Annotated in this window: 17 protein-coding genes; 6 read left to right on the top strand and 11 right to left on the bottom strand. The window is 61.5% G+C overall.

Going from position 1 to position 22,408, the window contains the following annotated elements:
* Positions 1-333: 333 nt before the first annotated feature.
* The 5 genes from ACXX81_RS11695 to ACXX81_RS11675 all read right to left on the bottom strand — a co-directional run bounded on the left by ACXX81_RS11695 (position 334) and on the right by ACXX81_RS11675 (position 5,507).
* Positions 334-1,311 (bottom strand): 2-hydroxyacid dehydrogenase, encoded by a 978-nt coding sequence (locus ACXX81_RS11695; protein ID WP_209981440.1) that lies wholly within the window; start codon positions 1,309-1,311, stop codon positions 334-336.
* Positions 1,308-2,600 carry an MFS transporter gene (locus ACXX81_RS11690; protein ID WP_057010196.1) on the bottom strand — a complete coding sequence of 431 codons (1,293 nt, stop codon included), beginning with the start codon at positions 2,598-2,600 and terminating at the stop codon, positions 1,308-1,310. The genes ACXX81_RS11695 and ACXX81_RS11690 overlap by 4 nt, the downstream gene beginning before the upstream one ends.
* Positions 2,601-2,645: 45 nt before the next feature.
* On the bottom strand, positions 2,646-3,587 hold the full coding sequence (locus tag ACXX81_RS11685; RefSeq protein ID WP_458571718.1) for a sugar kinase: 942 nt from the start codon (positions 3,585-3,587) through the stop codon (positions 2,646-2,648).
* Entirely contained in the window at positions 3,580-4,362 is a 783-nt protein-coding gene (locus ACXX81_RS11680; RefSeq protein WP_458571717.1) for a sugar phosphate isomerase/epimerase family protein, read from the bottom strand. Before ACXX81_RS11680 ends, ACXX81_RS11685 begins: the two co-directional genes overlap by 8 nt.
* A gap of 86 nt (positions 4,363-4,448) precedes the next feature.
* On the bottom strand, positions 4,449-5,507 hold the full coding sequence (locus tag ACXX81_RS11675; RefSeq protein ID WP_269325509.1) for a LacI family DNA-binding transcriptional regulator: 1,059 nt from the start codon (positions 5,505-5,507) through the stop codon (positions 4,449-4,451).
* A gap of 273 nt (positions 5,508-5,780) precedes the next feature.
* Here ACXX81_RS11675 and ACXX81_RS11670 point away from each other — a divergent pair, with 273 nt between their 5' ends.
* The 3 genes from ACXX81_RS11670 (at position 5,781) to ACXX81_RS11660 (ending at position 12,464) form a co-directional block, all read left to right on the top strand.
* Positions 5,781-7,718: a hypothetical protein gene (locus tag ACXX81_RS11670; RefSeq protein WP_458571716.1), complete on the top strand. Its 1,938-nt coding sequence runs from the start codon at positions 5,781-5,783 to the stop codon at positions 7,716-7,718.
* Positions 7,719-7,867: 149 nt separating this feature from the next.
* Positions 7,868-9,937, top strand: a complete 2,070-nt coding sequence (locus ACXX81_RS11665) for a hypothetical protein (RefSeq protein ID WP_458571715.1) — start codon at positions 7,868-7,870, stop codon at positions 9,935-9,937.
* A 769-nt stretch (positions 9,938-10,706) separates the two neighbouring features.
* Positions 10,707-12,464, top strand: coding sequence for an autotransporter outer membrane beta-barrel domain-containing protein (locus ACXX81_RS11660; protein ID WP_209990305.1), 1,758 nt, complete (start codon positions 10,707-10,709; stop codon positions 12,462-12,464).
* A 50-nt stretch (positions 12,465-12,514) separates the two neighbouring features.
* Here ACXX81_RS11660 and ACXX81_RS11655 read toward each other — a convergent pair whose 3' ends face one another.
* The 3 genes from ACXX81_RS11655 to ACXX81_RS11645 form a co-directional block, all read right to left on the bottom strand.
* On the bottom strand, positions 12,515-13,156 hold the full coding sequence (locus ACXX81_RS11655) for a DUF1345 domain-containing protein (RefSeq protein ID WP_209981449.1): 642 nt from the start codon (positions 13,154-13,156) through the stop codon (positions 12,515-12,517).
* An 87-nt stretch (positions 13,157-13,243) separates the two neighbouring features.
* Positions 13,244-16,342, bottom strand: coding sequence for a multidrug efflux RND transporter permease subunit (locus ACXX81_RS11650; RefSeq protein WP_209981451.1), 3,099 nt, complete (start codon positions 16,340-16,342; stop codon positions 13,244-13,246).
* Positions 16,343-16,348: 6 nt separating this feature from the next.
* Complete coding sequence (locus tag ACXX81_RS11645; RefSeq protein WP_209981452.1) at positions 16,349-17,491, bottom strand: efflux RND transporter periplasmic adaptor subunit; 1,143 nt, start codon at positions 17,489-17,491, stop codon at positions 16,349-16,351.
* Positions 17,492-17,655: 164 nt separating this feature from the next.
* Between ACXX81_RS11645 and ACXX81_RS11640 the strand changes: the two genes are divergently transcribed.
* Positions 17,656-18,357 carry a response regulator gene (locus tag ACXX81_RS11640; protein ID WP_209981454.1) on the top strand — a complete coding sequence of 234 codons (702 nt, stop codon included), beginning with the start codon at positions 17,656-17,658 and terminating at the stop codon, positions 18,355-18,357.
* Between the two features lie 3 nt (positions 18,358-18,360).
* Entirely contained in the window at positions 18,361-19,662 is a 1,302-nt protein-coding gene (locus tag ACXX81_RS11635; protein WP_209981456.1) for an ATP-binding protein, read from the top strand.
* On the opposite strand, the gene ACXX81_RS11630 is transcribed toward ACXX81_RS11635, so the two are convergent.
* The 3 genes from ACXX81_RS11630 to ACXX81_RS11620 form a co-directional block, all read right to left on the bottom strand.
* Positions 19,663-20,331 carry an anti-sigma factor gene (locus ACXX81_RS11630; RefSeq protein WP_209981459.1) on the bottom strand — a complete coding sequence of 223 codons (669 nt, stop codon included), beginning with the start codon at positions 20,329-20,331 and terminating at the stop codon, positions 19,663-19,665. It lies immediately after the preceding gene.
* Entirely contained in the window at positions 20,328-20,846 is a 519-nt protein-coding gene (locus ACXX81_RS11625; protein ID WP_209981461.1) for a sigma-70 family RNA polymerase sigma factor, read from the bottom strand. The genes ACXX81_RS11630 and ACXX81_RS11625 overlap by 4 nt, the downstream gene beginning before the upstream one ends.
* 95 nt (positions 20,847-20,941) lie before the next feature.
* Complete coding sequence (locus ACXX81_RS11620) at positions 20,942-21,463, bottom strand: DUF3455 domain-containing protein (RefSeq protein WP_231423698.1); 522 nt, start codon at positions 21,461-21,463, stop codon at positions 20,942-20,944.
* 136 nt (positions 21,464-21,599) lie between these two features.
* Here ACXX81_RS11620 and ACXX81_RS11615 point away from each other — a divergent pair, with 136 nt between their 5' ends.
* Positions 21,600-22,379: a class I SAM-dependent methyltransferase gene (locus ACXX81_RS11615; protein WP_209981465.1), complete on the top strand. Its 780-nt coding sequence runs from the start codon at positions 21,600-21,602 to the stop codon at positions 22,377-22,379.
* Positions 22,380-22,408 lie beyond the last annotated feature (29 nt).

Genomic DNA, 22,408 nt, shown 5'->3' with positions numbered 1-22,408 from the left:
TCTGGCTTTTGATCTGCTTTGGCTTTTGATCTTGATCTTGATCTCAGGCGCCCCGTCAACCACGCTGGCCGCACGCAGGCTTGAATCCGTGGGTAACCCGGCAGGACGCCGGGTTAGCCGCGCTGGGCCAGGGATGGCCCATCGCGGCGGCCCACGGATTCAAGCCTGCGTGCGGGCACACCGAGCCTGAGCGAGGTGCCGAGTGGTGGGGCAAGAGCCTTTTTGGTTACTTTTGGGGCTCTTTTCCAAAAGTGACCCGCCGTAAGGGCGGAACCATAATCAGCCGTTACCCAAATAACGGATATGTCCCCCATAAAACCCCAAAAAAAGGGCTCAACCCACATAAGCCCCCGGATTCACCAAATTCAAAGGCCGCTCCCCGCCCAACGCCGCCAGCAGATTATCAACCGCACACCTGGCCATTGCCTCCCGCGTTTCATGAGTCGCCGAACCAATATGCGGCGTCGCCACCACATTATTCAACCGCAGCAACGGCGAAGCATGCTCCAGCGGCTCACGCTCAAACACATCCAGCCCCGCCGCACGAATCGTGCGCTGTTGCAACGCATCCACCAGCGCCGCCTCGTCCACCACCTTGCCCCGCGAGATATTGATAAAGATCGTCTCCGGCCCCATCAGCGCAAACTCGCGTGCGCCGATCAGCTTTTCCGTCTGCGCTGTCAGCGGCAACGTGAGGCACACAAAGTCAGCCTGTTGCAGCAGGTCGTCCAGGCTGCGGTACTGCGCAGCAAAACGCGCGTCCACCGCAGGTTTTGGCGAATGACTGTGGTAGATCACCGGCATGCCAAAGCCGAAATGCCCGCGTTGGGCCAGGGCTTCGCCGATGCGGCCCATGCCGACGATGCCCAGGGTCTTGCCGTGCACGTCGCTGCCAAAATGCGCGGGGCCGATGTTTTTGTGCCATTGACCGGCGCGCACCATGTCGGCCAGTTCCACCACCCGGCGGGCGGTGGCGAGGATCAGCGCAAAACCGGTGTCGGCGGTGGTTTCGGTGAGTACGTCCGGGGTATTGCTGAGCAGGATGCGGCGTCGGGTGAGGTAGTCGATGTCGTAGTTATCGACGCCCACCGAGACGCTGGCCACGGCCTCGAGTTTGGGCGCCAGGTCGAGCAGTTCGGCGTCCAGGCGCAGGCTCGCGCCGAGCAGGCCGTGGGCGCCGGGCAGGGCGTCGCGCAGTTTGGCCAGGCCGGCTTCGTCAAGGGCATCGATCAGGGTCACGTCTGCGTGTTCGTGCAGGCGCGCCATCAGCGGCGCGGAGAGTTTTTTGTACAGCACGACGGATTTTTTCATGAGGTCTTTACCTTCAGCTCCAGAGTAGGTGAGGACGCGCGGTCGCTGGCGCCGGGCTTGAGGAAAATGGTCAGCACCACTGACAGCATCAACGCACCGCTCATCAGCAGGTAGGAAGTGCCCGGCGAACCGGTGCTGCTGTTGAGGTAGCCCACCAGGTACGAGCCGCCGAACGAGCCGAGAGCGCCCATGCTGTTGATCAGTGCCATGGCGCCGCCGGCGACGTTGGCCGGGAGAATTTCCGGCACGATGGCAAAAAACGGCCCATAGGGCGCATACATACAGGCCCCGGCAATCACCAGCAGGGTGTAGGACCACCAGAAGTGTTCGGCGCCCAGCGCGTAGGAGGCATAGAAGGCGATGGAGGCAATCAGCAGCGGCGGCCACACGAAGCGTTTGCGCTTTTGCAGTTTGTCCGAGCCCCACGACACCACGAGCATGGCGATCACCGCCGCCAGGTATGGCAGCGCTGACAGCCAGCCGGCCTCGACCATGTCCATTTGCAGGCCTTTCTTGAGGATCGACGGCAACCACAACACAAAGCCGTACACGCCGATGCTCCAGCAGAAAAACTGCAGCGCGAGAATGATCACCTTGGGCGAGCGAAACGCTTCGGCGTAGTTTTTTACGGCCTTGATGCCCACCTGTTCGGCGGCGAGGGCGCTTTCCAGGCTGTGTTTTTCGCTGTCGCTGAGCCATTTGGCGTCCTTGGGGCGCTCGTCGGCGAGTTTCCACCAGATAAACGCCCACAGCACCGCCGGCAGGCCTTCGATGATGAACATCCAGCGCCAGCTGAAATGCTGCACCAGGTAGCCGGATACCACCGACATCCACAGCATGGTCACCGGGTTGCCGAGGATCAGGAAGGTGTTGGCCCGCGAACGTTCGGCACGGGTGAACCAATGGCACAGGTACACCAGCATCGCCGGCATCACTGCGGCTTCGACCACGCCGAGCATGAAGCGAATCACGATCAGCATGTAGGCGTTGGACACCACGCCGGTGAGGGTGGCGAGGCCGCCCCAGAGGATCAGGCTGACGAAAATCAGTTTTTTGACGCTGCGTTTCTGCGCGTAGATCGCCCCCGGCACCTGGAAGAAGAAATAGCCAAGGAAAAACAGCGCACCGAGCAGTGATGACATGCCCGGCGTGATCATCAGGTCTTCGGCCATACCGGAGGCGGCGGCGAAGCCGTAGTTGGCGCGGTCCAGGTAGGCCAGGCTGTAGGTGATGAACACGATGGGCATGATGTACCACCAGCGGCGGGTGGCGAGTTTCACGGTTTCCATAAGGTTGCTCCTGAGCTTGTTGTAGTTGTGGCAACAGGGAATGGGTTATGCGACGGATCGGGTGGTCAATTCAGCACGGGTCGGCAGGCCCTCCATGTCGCCGCGACTTTGCACGGCGCGGCTGCCGATCCAGTTGCCGCGCTGCACCGCTTCGGGGAAGCTCAGGTTTTCCAGCAGGGCGCTGATCATGCCGACCGCGAAGCCGTCGCCGGCACCGACGGTGTCGACCACTTTGTCCACCGGCACGGCGGCGATAAATCCCTGGTCCATCTGGGTGCGGAAATAGGCGCCGTCCGCGCCGAGCTTGATGGCCACGGCTTCGGCGCCCTGGTCCAGGTAGAACGCGGCGATATCGGCCGGGTCATCCAGCCCGGTGAGCAGACGCCCTTCGTTCAGGCCCGGCAGTACCCAGTGGGCGAGGGCGGCAAGGGCGTTGATTTCGCGGATCATCTGTTGCTGACTGGCCCACAATGCCGGGCGCAGGTTGGGGTCGAACGACACACTGCGTCCGGCCTTGCGCATCTGCGCCATCAACTCGAAGGACAGCGCGCGCGTAGCGTCGGACAACGCCGGCACAATCCCGGTGGCATGCAGATGCCGCGCCTGCAGCAGCGCCAGGTTCAGCGAGTCGACGGACAAATGGCTGGCCGCCGAGCCCTTGCGGAAATACTCCACCTGAGGATCGTTGCCCGTCTCTTCGCGGGACTTGAACTGAAAGCCCGTAGGGTGAAGCGGGTCGACCGCCACATGCCGGCAGTCCAGCCCTTCGTTTTGCAAGGTGTCGACCACAAAGCGGCCGAGGGAGTCGTTGCCCACCCGGCTCAGCCAGGCGACCTTGAAACCCAGGCGCGCCAAACCGATGGCGACGTTGCTGTCGGCCCCGGCAATGCGTTTGTGAAATTGCATGACCTGAGCCAGATCACCGGTTTGCTCGGCGACCAGCATCGCCATGGTTTCGCCGAACGAAAGGATATCGATCTCAGGCATGGGCACTCTCCGCGCGAGGTTGGCCAAGGCAGGCGAGGGCGGCGACCTGGCGGGCAGTGACCTCGACCAGGTCATCGCCCTGCAACGGAAACTCCACCGCCCGGGTAATACCTTGGTTCATGTGTTTGAGTAATTGTTCCCACAGGTGCAGGTCGGTGACACTGGGCGGCAGTGCGACCAGCTTGCCGTCCGCACGCCGGGCCACGGCCTTGCAATGCAGGTAATCGACGTGCCTGCCCAGCAGGCGCGCGGCCGTGAGGGACGACTGGTCCTGCCAGTGCCAGTTGCCGATATCGAAGGTCATCTTCACTGGCAGGCCAAGGCGCTCGACCTCGCTGAAAAAACGCTGCATCGGTTCGATCCGCCCGCCATGCAGGGTCTGGTCGTTTTCCACCAGCAACTGCACCGCGTGCCGGTTGAGCAGGGCGTGCAGGCTTTGCAGGTCGTTGGTGTCGGTGAAGTAGCCGAGGGAGACTTTCAGCCAGCGCGCGCCAAAGGCCTGGGCACGGTCCAGGGTGGCGGCGAGTTCCGCATTCGGCTGGGCGCGGCCGGCCACCCACAGCTCCAGCGGTGAAGAAAATACCGCTTCGAGGCCATGACTGGCAGCGGCCTGGGCCAGCTGGGCGGGTTGCTCGGTGGTCAGCAATTCTTCGCGCAACTCGATGCGTTGCGCGCCGGCAGACGCCAGCAACTGGACGAAACTCAATTGGCCCTGCTGGCGAACCAGGTCGGCGCCGTAGCTGGAAAGGCTGATGGAAACGGGGTAGTTATGCATTGTTGTGTACCTCTGAAACCGGTTTCATTTTTATACGCAAACAAATGTGGGAGCTGACTTGCCTGCGGTAGCGGTGGGTCAGTCGACTACTGCTTCGTCTGATAAACCGTCATCGCAGGCAAGCCAGCTCCCACAGGTAATTGGGTGGAGCCTCGGATAATCAGTTGCGGCAAAAAATCCAGCGTGCGCGTCGGCGCGTCATCACCGCGCAAGCGTTTGAGCAGGCAATCGAAGGCGCTGGCGCCAATCGCTTCGGTCGGCTGGGCGAGGGCAGTAATGCCGTTGCCCACCAGCGGATACCAGTCCAGGTCATCCAGAGCGATCAGGCCGACTTCCTCAAACAACGTGCAACCCAGGGCCTTGAGCGCGCGCGTACAGGCCAGCGCGGCAATGCCGTTGGCGCAGAACAGCGCCTTGGGGCCAGGGTTGGCAAGAAAGGTGTGCAAGTGCTTTTCCAGCGCACTATCCAGCTCCAATACCGCGCCGGTCAAACCAGGGCGGGCGGCGATTTCGGCCTTGAAACTGGTCTGGCGTTCCAAGCGGGAACTGGTGCCGTCGGCGGCTTCGCTCACCAGCAACACATTGAGATAACCCTGCTGTTGCAGATGCTCGACGGCGATGCGCACGGCTGCGGCGTTATCCAGCCCTACCAGGTCGCTATGCAGCGGCTCAACCTTGCGGTCCACCAGCACCAACGGCATTTCCTGTTGCAGTTCCAGCAATTGATCAAGGTGATGGCCGAGGGTATTCACGATCAACCCTTCGATGTTGTACGAGCGCAGCGCGGCGAGGTGCTGACGCTCCTGCTCGTCGCACCGGTCGGTGTTGCACACCACCAGGCTGTAGCCATGCTGGCGGCAGGCAGTCTCGACGCCATGCATCACGGCAATCGAATAGGGGTTGCGGATATCGGCCACCAGCATGCCGATCAGGCGCGTGCGGCCACGCTTCAATCCACGTGCCATCTGGTTGGGGCGGTAGCCGAGTTCGCTGATGGCCTGTTCGATGCGCAGGGCAATGGCATCGGAGAGCAGGGCGCGGTCGTCGCCGATAAAGCGTGACACGCTGGCTTTGGAGACGCCTGCGCGCTGGGCCACGTCAAGCATGGTCACGCGGCTGCGCTGGGCGGAGGAAAAGGAAGTCACGATAGCGGCCTTTCTTATTGGAGTGTGCGGTTCCCGCGTGGGCATGCGAACGATGAAACCGGTTTCATAAAATGCCAGGCTGCCGGGTTCCGTCAAGGACTATTTGGAAATGCTCGCTGCGCCGAGCTGGAAAAAACCGACGAATGGATGGGGCCACCTGTTAGTTATGACAGTATCCGGGTACGGGCTTTCAGCGTTTAATTTTTCCTACAGCAGCCAGGAAGTGCTCTTCCCCTGACATGCGGTGGCGAAACTAATCCCGAGGCCTGGAACATGACCATTATCGTAAAGCCCTATTCGCGTCGTTCCGGGCTGACCGCGAGGATCGCCGTCACCTCAACTGGCCTGGACCCGCTAACGGTACCGGGCGTCAATACCGCAGACGGCAGAGGCGTGGTTGCGCAAAACTTGTTGCTGGCTCCGCTGAAGCTGCAAATCCCCGCCTGGCAACCCATCCCGGACGCGGTGGATGATCCCATGCATACCTGCGAGGTCTGGTGGGAGAGCGATGATGGCGTCAGGCTTCTCGACCGGTTTTACGTGGGCGCGCCACCGCCGGACATGCCCGCGTTTTACGAACGTGAAATCAGCCTGCTCAACCTGCGCAGCCGCACTCGGGTCGCTCACCTTTATTACAGCGTTCGCAACGCCAGCGGGCAGACGTCCAGCGATCCCAAAGTGACGATCACCATTGACCTGGAGCGCCCGACACTGCTGCGCCCAACCGACAGGCTGGAGTTTCAGGTGCCTCCCGTGCCGGTGCTTGATGAGCAATATGTGCTCGACCATCAACCCACGGTCTTCAAGCTTCCGGCTTATAACATCGAGGCGCCCGGGGATCGGGTCGAGATCTATTTATCCAATTCGAGCACCCCTCCGGTGGCGCAGGCAGACGGAGGCTCGCCAGTGAATTTCGGCACTGTCCCGCGCACGGCCACGCTGAATGCTGATGCTTTTCGAGATCTGAATAATGGCCAGGCTTATGCGTTCTTTCGAATTTTCGACGAGGCCGGCAATTTCAGCGAGATGAGTGCGGGCCTGCCTTTTGTGATGGGGATTGGCTTGCCGGCGCCAAGCATTCGTCCTCCTGCCTATGACGATCGGTTGATCAAGCGTGATGACGCGCGTTCGGGCGTGTTCGTTCGTATCGACTATCCCGGATGGTCGGCAGCCGCCGGGCATCAAGTGATCGTGTACTGGGATGCTCGGCCAACGAACGCGCAAGGGGTGTCCCGGATGCCTTTCGAGGTTGAAATTCCGTGGCCCGTTCTAAGAGGACCCAAACCTGCGTTGGCGGCAGAAACTGTGCAAGTGCGTTACGAGGTGATCGGCCTCAATCTTTCGCCGACACCGTCAGCGCCCCTCGCGGTCAATGTCAACCTGACGATTGCCGGGCAGGATCACGCCAATGCGCCCGCGTTGCTCAACCCGACGCTGGCGCCGGTGGAAGTGGTGGGGCGCACCGGCACCAATCTGCTGGTCAACGACGACAGGGGCTACCCCATTCGTGTGCGCGTGCGTCTGTTTGATACGCCGCGACCAGGGGACACACTGCAGCTGTTCTGGAATGGCGACGGTCCGGTGGCCACTTATTCGGTAAGGGCGGGCGATGTAGCCGGTAGCTGGGTGAATTTTTCCGATGTGCCGGCTGCCGTGCTCGATAGCACCACCGTGACCGCTCACGCGGTGCATTACATCACCAGCAACGGTGTTAACGAGCAACGTTCCCCGGTGACCACGGTGAATGTCAGGTTCGTACCGTTGCCTGCACCGGTGGTGCAACACACGTTAACCAATGGTTATTTGACCTGTCGCTCGCAAACCCAACCGGTGAATGGGGTGGCGTGGTCGATGTTGGCCAATGGGGTGCGCTGGTTTATCGCCGCGCACACCGGCCTGCGGGTGGGCGACACGATAAGGTTCAAGTGGCAAGGGTTTAACGAGAATAACTGGAGCACCCAGAATTCGAATGTTGTATTCGAGCGGTCATTGCGTTGGGAACCTGAATACGCTGCCGCAGGAACAACGATCGTCGTGGACGCCTACGACACGGCGTTGTACCCCTTGCGTAATTTCAAATCCGCTACCGGCAGTTATGAGGTATGGCGTGACGGAGTGAAAGTGGGCGCGTCCGCGCCCGGGTGGGTGCGAGTTGATTTGACTTACTCCACCGGTTGTTACTGCACGCCTCGCGGAGTTGTGTGCGGTTGAACGAAGTTGTTTTCGCCTTCCGTAATCAGGTGAGTTGTTGTGGCGTTGTTTGCAGGCTTTAAAAAATTCGTGGTTGATGAACCCATCAGGTTCATTCAATTAACGAGGCGTGTCCTGATGTTCAGTGGCTTACTGTCCGGAGCAAGATAATGGAATCTACAAACAGAGAAATCATTGACAACTTTGTACCCAAATTTCCTAACGATTACACGCCTCAGCGATTTGACATCGCAGCGCTTGAAGATCAGGTACCCGGTTATACCGGCTTGCTTTCACGCACGGGCTCAAAGAAGCAACAGACTAACTACAATATTCCCCTGTGGATCGGTGCCAGTACCGACTCGCTCCAGCCCGATATCGTCACCTTAGAGATTGCTCCCTATCTTGATCTGAGCGGCCTGGACTCAACTGCTGAAGATGCCTATTTCGCTAGCAACAGCAGCAGATTTCAACGTTCTCTGAGCAATCAGCCTGACCCTGTGCCGTTGCCGATACCACAGTCCTATCGTGCCCCCGGCTTGTATTTGATCAGGTACAGGGTGTTCGTCGCGGACTCGGGAGTGGATAACTATTCGGTCGCGCAACTCCTGGTCGTTGACGAGACGACTCCTTACGACGGCCCCCGCGTCAAGCCTCCCGCACCACAGCTGCCTGCGGGTATGACCGGACCGCTGGATCGCGCGTTTATCGCCAGCCAGCCAAACCAGACGGTAAACCTTCCGATTCCATACAGCGCGCTGGACGGGCTGTCTCCGGACGATACCGTTGAAATGTTTTTTGGCTCTTCGGACAGACCCTACGTGTTCACGCCTGCCCCAGGCACCGACACGAAATATCGCCTGGATCCAGCCTTGCCACCGTCTATCCCACTGCCGCTGTGGGTGGTTGAGGCTGAAAAGAAAGGGAATTACACAGTTCGCTACGTCATATCCGACGTTGCCGGCAATCCCTCTGAAATATCCTACAGCCTTGACCTTGAAGACTTGGCTGAGGCTCCCGCACCTTCAGACTTCCTGACACCGCAGGTCGAACTCGCCGCCCCGGGTGACGGTTTAATTAACATCAAAGACGTGGCTGATGCGAACGGTGTCAGGGTGATGATTCCGTCCTACCTGAACGTTGTGCGTCCGACAGACCAACTGGTCGTCACGCTCTCCTCGTCGTTTGGGTCAATTCCCATAACCGTACCGGTGGGCAACACGCCCTTTGCGATTCCGGTTACATTCACGCCCGCCAACATGGATACGCTGTACGGGCCTCGAGCGGCGGGCAAGAGCCGGGTGCCGGTGACGGCATCCTACCAGGTAAGACGCGGGACCAGCATCTATCCGGCCGCGCCGTTAAGCACTCCATTCGATCTGGACCTGTCGGTGGTGGGGCCAGACCCCACGCCGCCAGGGGACGTCAACACCAACCTGCCGCCAGTCGTGGTTCAGGCGATACGTGCCGGTGGTACATTCGGGCCACCCAATCACCTGGAGGCGGCCGACGTGAATCTGCCTGCCAGAGCGCTGGTGCCATTGTGGACGGCGGCGGTGCTCCCCCAGGATTCGTTGCCTTTCACGGTGACGTTGAATTACGGTGGTCGGCTGTATCCGCAGACCGTCACGGCCATTCCTCCGTCTGGGGCCATCGAATTCCAGATTCCCTTCGCCGATATCAGGACGTTGGGCGGTCCTACCCAGCCGGCGTCTTACACCCTCACCTCGCTTGCCAGTGCAAACCCGCAGACGTCGCCCCCTACACTGGTCAGGGTAGACTCCGTGATTCTGCAAATGAGCGCACCGAGGGTGCTTAACAACACCGGAACGCTCAACTGCGACAGCCTGCGACCCATTAACAGTGGCAACCTCGTCGTGCATATTCCCGGTTCGGAATATTTGACGGCAGGGCAGTTCGTCAGTGTGACGTTCGCCGGTTATCAAAACAACACCGGTTCGGGGGCTGCGGTGGTTACTGAAGTTCGAACTTTCTCGGTGCCGGATGATGTGGCGGCCCGTAATGGTTTCGATGTGACGTTCCCTGCAAACTCTACGCTTCTGTTTAATCCAATTAACGCCAATAGGTCGTTGTTGACCACTGGTTCTGCAACGGTCACTACCAGCACGCTGTACCTTGGCTCGACAGTGTCCTCGCTTCCCGCAACTTATCGTGTTCGAGGGTTCAGGCCTGCCACCAGTAGCGCCAACTACTGTGCCGGGGGGGCAGTGCCCACGTAATTGAAGTTCAAGCGTAAATGCCAAAGAGGGGCGTCACCCTCTTTGGCGTTTTCCCCATTTATTATTATTTATTGTGCAACGGTACCGCTGCAATTGCGCCTACGCATCTCGCTGCGTATTCAATTGAATTGTTCGGAAATGTCCTACAGATTTCGGGCTTGCACTGATCAATCATGGCGCCGCTTGATTGGCTGGGTCTCAAATGGTTTAGAACCCGCCCTATCGTTTCGTGCAGGAACTAGAGGTTCACTATATGTCGGCAGTCTTTAACTTCAAACCCACCCCCCTGAGCGTTGCGTTGACGGCCCCAGCCATTGCGTTATTGCTTTTGGCAGCGCCCAATGCTCACGCGCGAACCATCGTTACACTCCCAAATACCTCGATATCGAGCACGACGCGTGTTGATGATTATTCGCTGAACCCAGCCTCAAGCTTGATTGCCCACGGCGCCATCACCAATCAGATTGTGATGAGCGGTGCAGGCCTGACGGCAGAGGCAGGTAGCAGGACGTTGGATATTGATGCAAGGCAGCAGTCGACTGTGGTCATCGATGGCTCACAAGTGACTGCCCGTTCGATGATAAACCAGGCCATTCTGGTTACCGGCAACAGCAGCCTGCTGGTGACCAATAACAGTACGGTTACAAACTCTACCGGTTGGGGTGTGTCCGTCACCCGGACGACAGGGGGAGTAGACGGTTCAAGGGCCACGGTGAAAGACAGCAGCGTCACCGGCTCGACCCGTGGTATTTCGTCTGCCGGCTACGGCGTGGTGAACCTGGATAATGCGCGTGTCGAAGCCACGGCCGCGACGGGTGTCGGTTTGGTGCTGCTCAACGCCGACGCTGCGGCGCGCAACAACAGCCGTATCATCGGCGGCGTCAATGGCGTCAACATGCGCACCGACGCCACACTGACCCGCACCAACTCGTTGATCCTCGATAATTCCGTGGTCCAGGGCAAGACCGGCGCGGCCATCCTGGTGAACCCGCCCGTTGGCAATGGCACCCATGCCGATATTCAAGTGCTTAACGGTTCGAACCTGCTCAGCGGCAATGGCGACCTGCTTCAGGTAGCCAATAACTCCACCGCGAACATGAACGTCGACAACAGCAGCCTGTTCGGTGATGTGCGCATTGGCGCGGGCAGCACGGGCACTGTGCAACTCAATAACAACGCGTCGCTGACCGGCCAGTTGTTCAACGTCAAGCAACTGGATGTCAACAGCAATGCCCAGTGGGTGCTGGTGGGTGACAGCCAGGTCAACGCGCTGAAAATGGGGGGCGGTAATGTAGTGTTTGGCGACCCCGCGCAATACGTCCAGTTGAACACCAACAGCCTGACCGGTAACGGCACCTTCAAGATGCACACCAACTTCAACACCGGCGATACCGACCTGTTGAATGTCAACGGCAACGCCGAAGGTAATCACCAACTGCTGGTGGGCGCCAGTGGCTCGGAATTGGCTACCGGCAACGCAATCAAGGTCGTGCACACCGAAAGTGGTGGTGCCAGGTTCGGCCTGGTAGGCGATACCGTCGACGTCGGTGCGTTCGAATACGGGCTCAAGCAGGAAGGCACCGACTGGTTCCTGGACACCGAGAAGCGGGGCACCAGTACCAGCGCCAAGGCCGTATTGGCGCTTGCCAACGCGGCACCGGTCGTACTGCGTGGCGAGGAAAGCATCCTGCGCACACGCATGGGTGAAGTCCGCTTCGGTGAAGGCAAAAGCCAGGGCCTGTGGATGCGCGGTTACGGTAACAAGATTGACGTAGCGGCCAACAGCAACGGCGTCGGCTACTCCCAGAATCAGGCAGGCCTGAGCCTGGGTGCAGACTGGGCGATGGATGAGCTGTGGACACTGGGTGTGATGGGTGGTTACAGCAACTCCAACCTGGGCCTGAGTCGCGGCAGCAGCGGTATGGTCAACAGCTACTACGCCGGTCTCTACGGTATTTTTCGTGATGACGAGAGCGGGGTGTATGTAGACCTGACGGCCAAGGTCAACCGACTGAACGGCCAGAGCCAGGTCAACATGAGTGACGGTCAGCGCGCCAAAGGCAAATACTCGCAGGACGCGGTCAGTGCTTCGGTTGAAGTCGGCAAGAACATCAAGCTCGATGACGACGGTTTGTATCTTGAACCCTTCGCGCAGTTGTCCGTCGCCGCTGTTGGCGGTTCCAACTACACCATGGACAACGGTCTGAAGGCGAAGAGCGATCGTGCCACGTCGGCCATCGGCAAGGTGGGCATGACCGCCGGTAAAAATATCCAGCTCGACAGCGGCGGCGTCCTGCAGCCGTACCTGCGTGCGGCAGTGGCACGTGATTTCAGCCCGGACAACAAGGTCTATATCAACGACCAGGCCTTTAAAAACAACCTGTCGGGCGGCAGTTACGAGGTCGCGGGCGGCATGGCAGTGTCGTTGTCGCCAAGCCTGAGCGTGCATGCTGAAGCCACGCACATGAAAGGCAAGGCCTACGATCAGCCGTGGGGCGCCACGGTAGGCGTGCAGTACGCTTTCTAAGGGACTCACGCATGCGAAAAGGGGAAGCTCAGGCTTCCCCTTTTTGCGTTTTAACCGAACAACCCTGCAGCAATATTGATCGAAAAACCCAGAATCGCCGTATTGAACAGAAAGCCGATCAGCGATTGCCCCAGCACCACCTTGCGCAGGCTGCGCGTGGCCACGCCCACATCCGAGGTCTGCACCGCCACGCCGATGGTGAACGAGAAATACAGAAAGTCCCAGTAATTGGGCGTACGCAACCCTTCGGCAAAGCGCAGCGCGGGCTCGTCGCCCTCCCAGGTGTAAAAGAGGCGGGCGTAATGCACGCTGAAGATCACCCCGATCAGTAGCCACGAACCGATCACCGTCATCCCGGTGAAACCGTAGTGCAGCAGGCGCGCGGTGCTGTCCAGGTCCTTGATGCCCACCAGATTCAGGGTGATGGTCGCCAGGCTGGCAATCGCGGCGATGCACACCACGAACAGCACCAGCCCGGCGTTCTCGTCTTCGATCTCGGCGATGCGTTTTACGTCGTCGGCGCGCGAGCGGCTGGTCAGCCACAGCATCAGCAGCAGATAGGTCCAGACGCCGGCGTTCCAGCCGATCAGGATTTTGCCGATCAGCGTATCGGCCGGAGCCAGGATGCCGACGGCAACGCCGAGGACGGCGGCGCAGGAAAGGCGAGGGTGGGTGCGGGCAAGGAAGGCCATGGGTGCTCACAACAGGGTAGTTGAGAGCACCATAGCCTATTCGGTTGCACTTGATCATGAACTCGACAGCGAACACCGGGGTGTCGATCAGTCGGGCGTATGCCGCTTGCGTACCAGCTTCATCACCACCACAAAAAACACCGGCACAAACACCACCGCCAGTGTCGCCGTGATCATCCCGCCGATCACACCCGTGCCAATCGCCTGCTGGCTCGCCGAACTGGCGCCGGTGGCGATTGCCAGCGGCACCACGCCGAGGATGAACGCCAGCGAAGTCATGATGATCGGCCGCAACCTCAGCCGCGCGGCCTTGAGCGTCGCGCTGATCAGGTCTTCGCCCTGGTCATACAGGTCCTTGGCGAATTCGATGATCAGAATCGCGTTCTTCGCCGACAGGCCGATGATGGTGATCAGGCCAACCTTGAAGAACACATCGTTGGGCATGCCGCGCAAGGTCACCGCCAGCACTGCGCCGAGCACGCCCAGCGGCACCACCAGCAGTACCGATGTCGGAATCGACCAGCTTTCATACAAGGCCGCCAGGCACAGGAACACGATCAGCAGCGACAGGCCCAGCAGGATCGGCGCCTGGGAGCCGGACAAGCGCTCCTGCAACGACAGTCCGGTCCATTCCTGGCCCAGACCGGCGGGCAACTGGCTGACCAGGCGCTGGATTTCCGCCATCGCCTCGCCGGTGCTGTGCCCCGGCGCGGCTTCGCCGGTGATCGCGATAGCGGGGTAACCGTTGTAGCGGGTCAACTGCGCCGGGCCCTGGGTCCACCGGGCTTCGACAAACGCCGACAACGGCACCATCTTGCCGTCCTTGTTGCGCACGTTGATTTTCATCAAGTCCGCCACCTGGCTGCGCTGATCGCCTTCGGCCTGCACCACCACCCGCTGCATGCGGCCCTGGTTGGGGAAGTCGTTGACATAGGCCGAACCGATCGCCGAGGACAACACATTGCCCACATCGGCAAACGATACCCCCAGCGCATTGGCCTGCTTGCGGTCCACTTCGAGCTGCACCTGCGGTGCCTCGGCCAGGGCGCTTTCACGCACGTTGGCCAGGATCGGGCTTTTTGCCGCCGCATTGAGCAGGTCGGTCCGCGCCGCCATCAACGCTGCGTGGCCGACGCCGCCACGGTCTTGCAGACGAAACTCGAAACCGCTGGAGGTGCCCAGGCCGTCAACCGGCGGCGGCAGCACTGCGAAGGCAATCGCGTCCTTGAGGCCGCCAAAAGCCGCGTTGGCGCGGTTGGCAATTGATGCTGCGGAGGCATCGGCGCCGCGGTCCGACCAATCCTTGAGCGTGGTAAACGCCAACGCTGCGTTTTGCCCTGAGCCGGAGAAACTGAAGCCCATGATCATGGTGGTATCGCCCACGCCGGTCTCGGTGGCGTTGTGTGCCTCGATCTGCTCGGCCACCTGCACCGTGCGGTTCTTGCTTGCGCCCGGCGGCAGTTGGATGTCGGTGATGGTGTAGCCCTGGTCCTCCACCGGCAGGAACGAGGAGGGCAGGCGCGTGAACATCCAGCCCAGGCCCACCAGCAACACCAGATAAATCAGCAGGTAACGCCCGCTGCGCTTGAGCGCATAGGTCACCCAGCCTTCGTAGCGGTCGGTGAGTTGTTCAAAACGTTTGTTGAACCAGCCGAAGAAACCGCCCTTGGCATGGTGCTCGCCCTTGGCGATCGGCTTGAGCAAGGTGGCGCAGAGGGCCGGGGTCAAGGTCAGCGCCAGGAACGCCGAGAACAGGATCGAGGTGGCCATTGACAGCGAGAACTGCTGGTAGATCACCCCCACCGAGCCTTTCATGAAGGCCATCGGCAGGAACACCGCCACCAGCACCAGGGTGATGCCGATGATGGCGCCGGTGATCTGGCCCATGGCTTTTTTCGTCGCGTCCTTGGGCGACAGGCCTTCGCTGACCATGATGCGCTCGACGTTCTCCACCACCACAATCGCATCGTCCACCAGGATGCCAATCGCCAGCACCATGCCGAACATGGTCAGCACGTTGATCGAGAAGCCCAGTACCAGCATGGTGGCGAAGGTGCCCATCAAGGCAATCGGTACCACCAGGGTGGGGATCAGCGTGTAGCGCACGTTCTGCAGGAACAGAAACATCACCGCAAACACCAGCGCCATGGCTTCGAGCAGGGTGTAGACCACTTTGGTGATCGAGACCTTGACGAACGGCGAGGTGTCGTACGGGATCTTGTATTCCACATTGGCCGGGAAATAGCGCGACAGCTCGTCCATCTTGGCGCGCACCAGGGTCGCGGTGTTCAACGAGTTGGCGCCCGGCGACAGTTGCACACTCACGGCGGTGGACGGCTTGCCGTTCAGGCGCGTGGAGAACTGGTATTCCTGGCTGCCGACTTCCACCCGCGCCACATCGCCGACACGTACGGTGGAACCGTCCGGGTTGGCCTTGAGCACGATGTCGGCGAATTCCTGCGGCGTCGACAGCTGGCCCTTGACCAGAATCGCTGCGGTGATTTCCTGGGTGTTGGTGCCCGGCAGGTCGCCGATGCTGCCGGGGGCAACCTGGGCGTTCTGCGCGGCAATCGCGGCGTTGACGTCGGCCGGCGTGAGGTTGAAGCCGATCAGTTTCTGCGGGTCGATCCAGATGCGCATCGCCCGTTCCGAACCATACAGCTGCGCCTTGCCCACGCCGTCCAGGCGCTTGAGCTCGTTCATCACGTTGCGCGCCAGGTAATCGCTGAGCGCGGTGTCATCGAGCTTGCCGTCATTGGAGGTCAGGGTCACCAGCAGCAGGAAGCCGGCGGAGACTTTCTGCACCTGCAGGCCTTGCTGGGTAACGGCCTGGGGCAGGCGCGGCTCTACCGCTTTGAGGCGGTTTTGCACATCCACCTGGGCCATCTCAGGGTTGGTGCCCGGCTGAAAGGTGGCGGTAATGGTGGCCGAGCCCAGGCTGCTCTGGGATTCGAAATACAGCAGGTGGTCGGTGCCGTTGAGCTCCTGCTCGATCAGGCTGACCACGCTCTGGTCCAGGGTCTGGGCCGAGGCGCCCGGGTACACCGCGTAGATTTCGACTTTCGGCGGCGCGACGTCAGGGTACTGCGCCACCGGCAACTGCGGGATGGCCAGCGCACCGGCCAGCAGGATAAACAGGGCCACCACCCAGGCGAACACCGGGCGGTCGATAAAGAACTGCGGCATGGCGGGTTATTCCTTCACGAGCGGGCTGGCGTCGACTTCAACGGTGTCACCGGGACGCGCGTGTTGCAGGCCTTCGACGACGATACGGTCGCCCGGCTTGAGGCCGCTGCTGACGATCCAGCGATCACCGATTACCGAGCCCAGTTCCACCGGCTGCTGGCTGACTTTCTGCTCGGCGTCCAGCAGCAGCACCATCGGGATACCGGCGCTGTCGCGGGTGATGGCGCGTTGCGGCACGCTGATGCCTTGCCGGTCGACGGCCTGCTCCAGGCGCACCCGCACAAAGCTGCCGGGCAGCAGGTCGAGGTCCGGGTTGGGGAACTCGCTGCGCAGGATGATTTGCCCGGTGCCGGGGTCGACGCTGATCTCGGCGAACAGCAATTTGCCCGGCAGCGGGTACAGGCTGCCGTCGTCCAGAATCAAGGTGGCCCTGGCCTGGTCCTGGCCGACCTGCTTGAGGCTGCCGGCGCGGAAGGCGCGGCGCAGGTCGTTGAGCTCGCGGGTGGACTGGGTGAGGTCGGCGTGAATCGGGTCCAGTTGCTGGATGGTCGCCAGCGGCGTGGCTTCGTTCTGGCCGACCAGCGCACCTTCGGTGACCAGCGCACGGCCGATGCGTCCGGAAATCGGTGCGGTGACGGTGGCATAGCCCAGGTTCAGGCGGGCGCGGTCGACGGCGGCTTTCTGCGCGGCAACCTCGGCGCTGGTCTGGCGCACGGCGGCGCGGGCATTGTCGTAGTCCTGGCCGCTGATCGCGTTGCCTTCCACCAGTTGGCTATAGCGCTGCGCTTGCAAGCGCGCCTGGAAGGCGTTGGCCTCAGCCTTGCTCAGGTTGGCCTGGGCGCTGTCGAGGTCGGCCTTGAACGGTGCCGGGTCGATGCGAAACAGCACATCGCCCTGTTTCACGTCATGGCCTTCCTTGAACACACGCTGCAGCACCACACCGGCCACCCGGGCGCGCACCTCGGCAATGCGCGGCGCGGCGATGCGCCCGCTCAGTTCGTTGGTGATGGACAGTGGCTTGGCCTGCAGGGTTTCGATGCGCACTTTGGCCAGGGGCATTTGCGGCGCCTTGGCCGTGGACTTTTCACAGGCGCTCAGCGCCAGTGTGAGTGCCAACAGGCAGAATGGCGCAAACAGATTCTTCGACATGCTCTTATCCCAATATTGACTGGCGCATCCTAAGGTCACCGGCGCCGTGGTGCTGTAAAGCTGTGTAGGTGGTGTGTGAAGAAATGTAAGGTGCAGCCCACTGTGGGCCGAGGGCGTATATCCTTGCACAATCCTGCAAAGCCGTACTATTTGGAAACATCTTGATGCCGAACATTCTGCTGGTGGAAGACGACGCCGCGCTCTCCGAGCTGATTGCCAGCTATCTGGAACGCAACGGCTATCAAGTCAGTGTGCTCAGCCGTGGCGATCAGGTGCGTGAACGGGCGCGCCTGAACCCGCCGGACCTGGTGATTCTCGACCTGATGCTGCCCGGCCTCGACGGCCTGCAGGTGTGCCGCCTGCTGCGCGCCGACTCTGCGGGCCTGCCGATCCTGATGCTCACCGCCCGCGACGACAGCCACGACCAGGTGCTGGGCCTGGAGATGGGCGCCGACGACTACGTGACCAAACCCTGCGAGCCGCGCGTGTTGCTGGCGCGGGTGCGCACCCTGTTACGGCGCAGCAGTTTATCCGAACCGCAGGCGGCCAACGACCAGATCATCATGGGCAACCTGTGCATCGACCTGTCGGAGCGCACCGTCACCTGGCGCGAGCAGCCGGTGGAGTTGTCCAGCGGTGAATACAACCTGCTGGTGGTGCTGGCGCGCCATGCCGGCGAAGTGCTCAGCCGCGACCAGATCCTGCAGCGCCTGCGCGGCATCGAATTCAACGGCACCGACCGTTCGGTGGACGTGGCCATCTCCAAGCTGCGCCGCAAGTTCGACGATCATGCCGGCGAAGCCCGCAAGATCAAGACCGTGTGGGGCAAGGGCTACCTGTTCAGCCGCTCCGAGTGGGAATGCTGAGCCATGTTTCGTGTCCTGCTGCGCCTCTACCTCATCACCATCGTCACCTACAGTGCGGCGATCTATCTGATTCCCAAACTGACGGTGCAGTTGTTCGAGCATCGCTACCTGGATTACAACATCGAGCAGTCGCGCGGCCAGCAAAAGCTGATCGTCAAACAGTACCTGCGTGCACCGGTGGAGCGCTGGTCGCAGGTGACCGAACAATTGGACCGCGACTTTGCCCCGCAGAAAGTACATCTATTGCTGCGTAAGGACGCCAGCTTCACGCCGGCCGAAGAGAAGCTGCTGGAGCAGGGCAAACCGGTGGTCCGCCTGGGCGAATGGGGCTGGATGGGGGAAATCAGTTCACCGATCAACGATCAGTTCGTGGTCAAGCTGACCATCCCCGACGACCCGCTGGACATCAACCTGCTGTACTGGTCGATGAATGTGCTGGTGGGCGGTGCGCTGCTGGCCTGCCTGCTGGTGTGGCTGCGTCCGCACTGGCGTGACCTGGAGCGCCTGAAAAACACCGCTGCGCAGTTGGGCATGGGCAACCTGTCTGAACGCACGCACATCCCGCCCAGTTCCAACATCGGCGGTCTGGCTGCGGTGTTCGACACCATGGCCGGTGACATCGAACGGCTGCTCAACCAGCAGCGCGACTTGCTCAACGCCGTCTCCCACGAGTTGCGCACGCCCTTGACCCGGCTGGATTTCGGCCTGGCGCTGGCATTGTCCGAAGACATGCCCCAGGCCGGGCGCGAGCGCCTGCAGGGGCTGGTCGCGCATATTCGTGAGCTGGACGAGTTGGTGCTGGAACTGCTGTCCTACAGCCGCCTGCAGACTCCGGCGCAATTGCCGGAGCGCGTGGAGGTGATGCTCGACGAGTTTATCGACAGCGTGCTGGGCAGCATCGACGATGAGCTGGCAAACCCCGCGATTGTGATCGACGTATCGCTCGACTGCGCAGTGGAGCGCTTCAGCCTCGACCCGCGCCTCACCGCGCGGGCGCTGCAGAACCTGCTGCGCAACGCCACGCGTTACTGCGACGCGCGTATCCAGGTGAGCGTCAGGGTGGACGCCGAGGGCTGTGAAATCTGCGTGGATGACGACGGCATCGGCATTCCCCGGGACCAGCGTGAACGCATCTTCGAGCCTTTCTACCGCCTGGACCGCAGCCGCGACCGTGCCACCGGCGGCTTTGGCCTGGGCCTGGCGATCAGCCGGCGCGCCCTGGAAGCCCAGGGCGGCAGCCTGATCGCCGAGGCGTCACCGTTGGGCGGCGCGCGTTTTCGCGTGTGGTTGCCCACTGTCGGTTGATCACAGCACCTTGACCGCGCGGCCGATGGCCTGGATCGGCCCGGTCGGTTTGCCGGTGGGCGAGCCGCGCGGATCTTCCAGTGTCAGTTCGAACAACTGGTTTGGCGCAAGCGGCGGCAACCGGTCCAGCGGCACCGACAGCGTTTGCCCGGGCTTGACCAGCCCCAGGGACACCGGGCCCTGCCAGCCGTCGCCCTTGGTCCAGAACTGCAATGCCTTGTCGGCGGGCACTTGCATCACCCCCAAAGGAATCAACTGGATCTGCTGATTGCTGCTTGCCTGGATCACCCAGCCGGGCGCCTGGCTTTGCGGCGCCACCAGCACCACCACAAAACTCGGCTCGGCGAGGGGCGCACGGACCAGCAACAGCGTTGCCAGCACCATGCTCGCCGCCAATCCTGCAGCGGCAAGGCCACGCCAAACGGCCAGCAGGTTCCACCACGGCACGCGCGGGGCGGGCACGGCGAGCGTCTGCTGAATGCGTCGCCACAGGTGCTGCGATGGCACCACCGGCGCCGCCAGCGTCGTCAGCGGCAACAGGCGTTGCTCCCAGGCATCCACCGCCGCGCGCAGGTCGGCGTCATGCCCGAGTCGTTGTTCGACCTCGGCGCGCTGCGCCAGAGGCAGAGTGCCCAAGACGTATTCGCCAGCCAGTTCTTCAGTGTTCATGTCATGCACTCCCGCAAGGCGGCGAGGCTGCGTTTGATCCACGCTTTGACGGTGCCCAGCGGGGTGCCGAGTGCCTGCGCGATTTCGCTGTGGGAATAGCCGTCGACATAGGCATGCAGGATGCAACGGCGACGGGCCGGGTCGAGCCGCTCCAGGCAGGTGTGGATCTGCCCGGAACGTGCGGGGAATTCAAAGGTTTCAGCCGGTTCTGCCAGTGGCTCGTGCTCTTCGCTCAGTGGTACGTCGCGGGCGGTCCTGCGCACCACGTTCAGCGCCTGGTGGCGGGTCACGCTGTACACCCAGCCGCGTGCCGAACCTCTGCCGGGGTCAAAACCTGCAGCGCCGTGCCAGATCCTGATAAACGCGTCATGCACGGTATCTTCGGCCAGCGCCTTGTCGCGCACGATGCGCAACGCCACGCCGAGCAAACGGCTGCTTTCCTGCTCATACAAGCGGCGCAAGGCCTGTTGATCGCCACGGGCACAAGCCAGCAGGCAGGCGTCGTAATCAAACAAATGATGTCCCCAGCACAAACCTTCTGCAGGCGCGACCAACCTCGCTCCTGCAGAAGGAAACGGTGATATTCCTCCGGCAGCGTAGCTGAATTTACTCAGCTGGCTGACCAGAAGAGATAGTCCGCCTGGTATTTCACCACTTCCTGCTGGCCTTTATTGGCAGCGGTGCACGCGCTGCTCGGCGCAACGCCACCTTTGAGTGCCACCCGCTGGATGTAACTGACGCCGCTCATGGCGCCCTTGCCCTCGGCCGGGTTGGCCTTGACCAGTTGATACGGCAGGTTGCCGGGGCTCGACGGCGCCACGGCCAACTGCGTGCCGGTGATTTTCGAGCCATCCTTGGCCTGCCAGGTCGCAGGCGGGCCGAAATAGGTGCCGACCGGTTTGCCGCTGCGGTCATTCAGCACGGCCTTGGGGCCGACGAAGGTCCATTCTGTTTCACCGGCAGCGCTGGCCTTATCGCGGCATTCGTAGGTGATTTCGCCGACGCCGGTGGTCTCCATCGACACTGTGTGGCCAGCCGGCACCTTGATGCTGTCGGGCAGGTTGGTCTGGGCGAATGCCGCAGGGCTTGAGGCCAGCAAACCGGTCAGGCAGAGCAGGGCTTTTGCGTTCATGGTGTTTCTCCATTGAGTAGAACAGCAGGGTTGCTGCAGCTACTACCCAGGCGCGCGGCGATTGGATGCACGCATTAGAAAATAAAAGCGAGGAGGCGCACACTGTGGCCCCGCTTTACCCGAAGAGAGATTGGCCATGACTGGTGTTCACACGTCCGCTCAACAAGGTTTCTCGACTCAGGCCGCGACCTACGCACAGGGCCGGCCGAACTATCCACGCCAGCTCACCGGCTGGCTCGCCGATACCTTGCGCATCAATGCGCAGTCGACAGTGATCGACCTGGGCGCCGGCACGGGCAAGTTCACCCGCCTGGTCAGCACCCTGGCACCTGCGTTGATCGCGGTAGAGCCGGTGGCGCAGATGGGCGCGCAGTTAGCCAGGCTGCTGCCGGATGTGCGGCTGGTCAACGGCACCGCCGAAAGCATCCCGCTGGCCACGGCAAGTGCCGATGCGGTGGTCTGCGCCCAGGCCTTTCACTGGTTCTCCACCCAGGCTGCGCTGGCGGAGATTCACCGCGTGCTCAAACCCGACGGATGCCTGGGGCTGGTGTGGAATGTGCGCGATGAATCGGTGGATTGGGTGGCGGCGATCACCGAAATCATCACGCCGTATGAGGGCGATACACCGCGCTTTCACAGCGGGCATTGGCGCGAGGCCTTCACCGGTGAGTATTTTTCCTCACTCGACATGACGTGTTTTCCCTACCGTCATGTCGGCAGCCCTCAGGAGGTGATCATCGATCGCTTCCTGTCCGTGAGTTTCATCGCTGCGTTGCCTGCACCGGACAAAGCCCGGGTCAGCGCACAATTGCGCACACTGATCGACACCCATCCAGCCCTGAAAGGTCGCGATACGGTGGCCTTTCCTTACCGGACCGAGGCGTACGCGTGTCGCCGACTGGCGCAAAAGGCATAAAGTCAGATCACATTGATATAAGTGGTTAT

The organism is Pseudomonas sp. GNP013 (genome assembly GCF_054343995.1).
Note: the sequence above shows the minus strand (reverse complement) of the source record. Positions and strands in the feature narration are given on the sequence as shown.

Bases quoted from the DNA above. Each gene is read 5' to 3' on its own strand.
- ACXX81_RS11645 (WP_209981452.1), bottom strand. From the start codon at position 17,491: ATGTCGAAGAATCTGTTTGCGCCATTCTGCCTGTTGGCACTCACACTG.
- ACXX81_RS11615 (WP_209981465.1), top strand. From the start codon at position 21,600: ATGACTGGTGTTCACACGTCCGCTCAACAAGGTTTCTCGACTCAGGCC.
- ACXX81_RS11695 (WP_209981440.1), bottom strand. From the start codon at position 1,311: ATGAAAAAATCCGTCGTGCTGTACAAAAAACTCTCCGCGCCGCTGATG.
- ACXX81_RS11685 (WP_458571718.1), bottom strand. From the start codon at position 3,587: ATGCCTGAGATCGATATCCTTTCGTTCGGCGAAACCATGGCGATGCTG.
- ACXX81_RS11655 (WP_209981449.1), bottom strand. From the start codon at position 13,156: ATGGCCTTCCTTGCCCGCACCCACCCTCGCCTTTCCTGCGCCGCCGTC.
- ACXX81_RS11690 (WP_057010196.1), bottom strand. From the start codon at position 2,600: ATGGAAACCGTGAAACTCGCCACCCGCCGCTGGTGGTACATCATGCCC.
- ACXX81_RS11670 (WP_458571716.1), top strand. From the start codon at position 5,781: ATGACCATTATCGTAAAGCCCTATTCGCGTCGTTCCGGGCTGACCGCG.
- ACXX81_RS11680 (WP_458571717.1), bottom strand. From the start codon at position 4,362: ATGCATAACTACCCCGTTTCCATCAGCCTTTCCAGCTACGGCGCCGAC.
- ACXX81_RS11650 (WP_209981451.1), bottom strand. From the start codon at position 16,342: ATGCCGCAGTTCTTTATCGACCGCCCGGTGTTCGCCTGGGTGGTGGCC.
- ACXX81_RS11630 (WP_209981459.1), bottom strand. From the start codon at position 20,331: ATGAACACTGAAGAACTGGCTGGCGAATACGTCTTGGGCACTCTGCCT.
- ACXX81_RS11635 (WP_209981456.1), top strand. From the start codon at position 18,361: ATGTTTCGTGTCCTGCTGCGCCTCTACCTCATCACCATCGTCACCTAC.
- ACXX81_RS11665 (WP_458571715.1), top strand. From the start codon at position 7,868: ATGGAATCTACAAACAGAGAAATCATTGACAACTTTGTACCCAAATTT.
- ACXX81_RS11620 (WP_231423698.1), bottom strand. From the start codon at position 21,463: ATGAACGCAAAAGCCCTGCTCTGCCTGACCGGTTTGCTGGCCTCAAGC.
- ACXX81_RS11640 (WP_209981454.1), top strand. From the start codon at position 17,656: ATGCCGAACATTCTGCTGGTGGAAGACGACGCCGCGCTCTCCGAGCTG.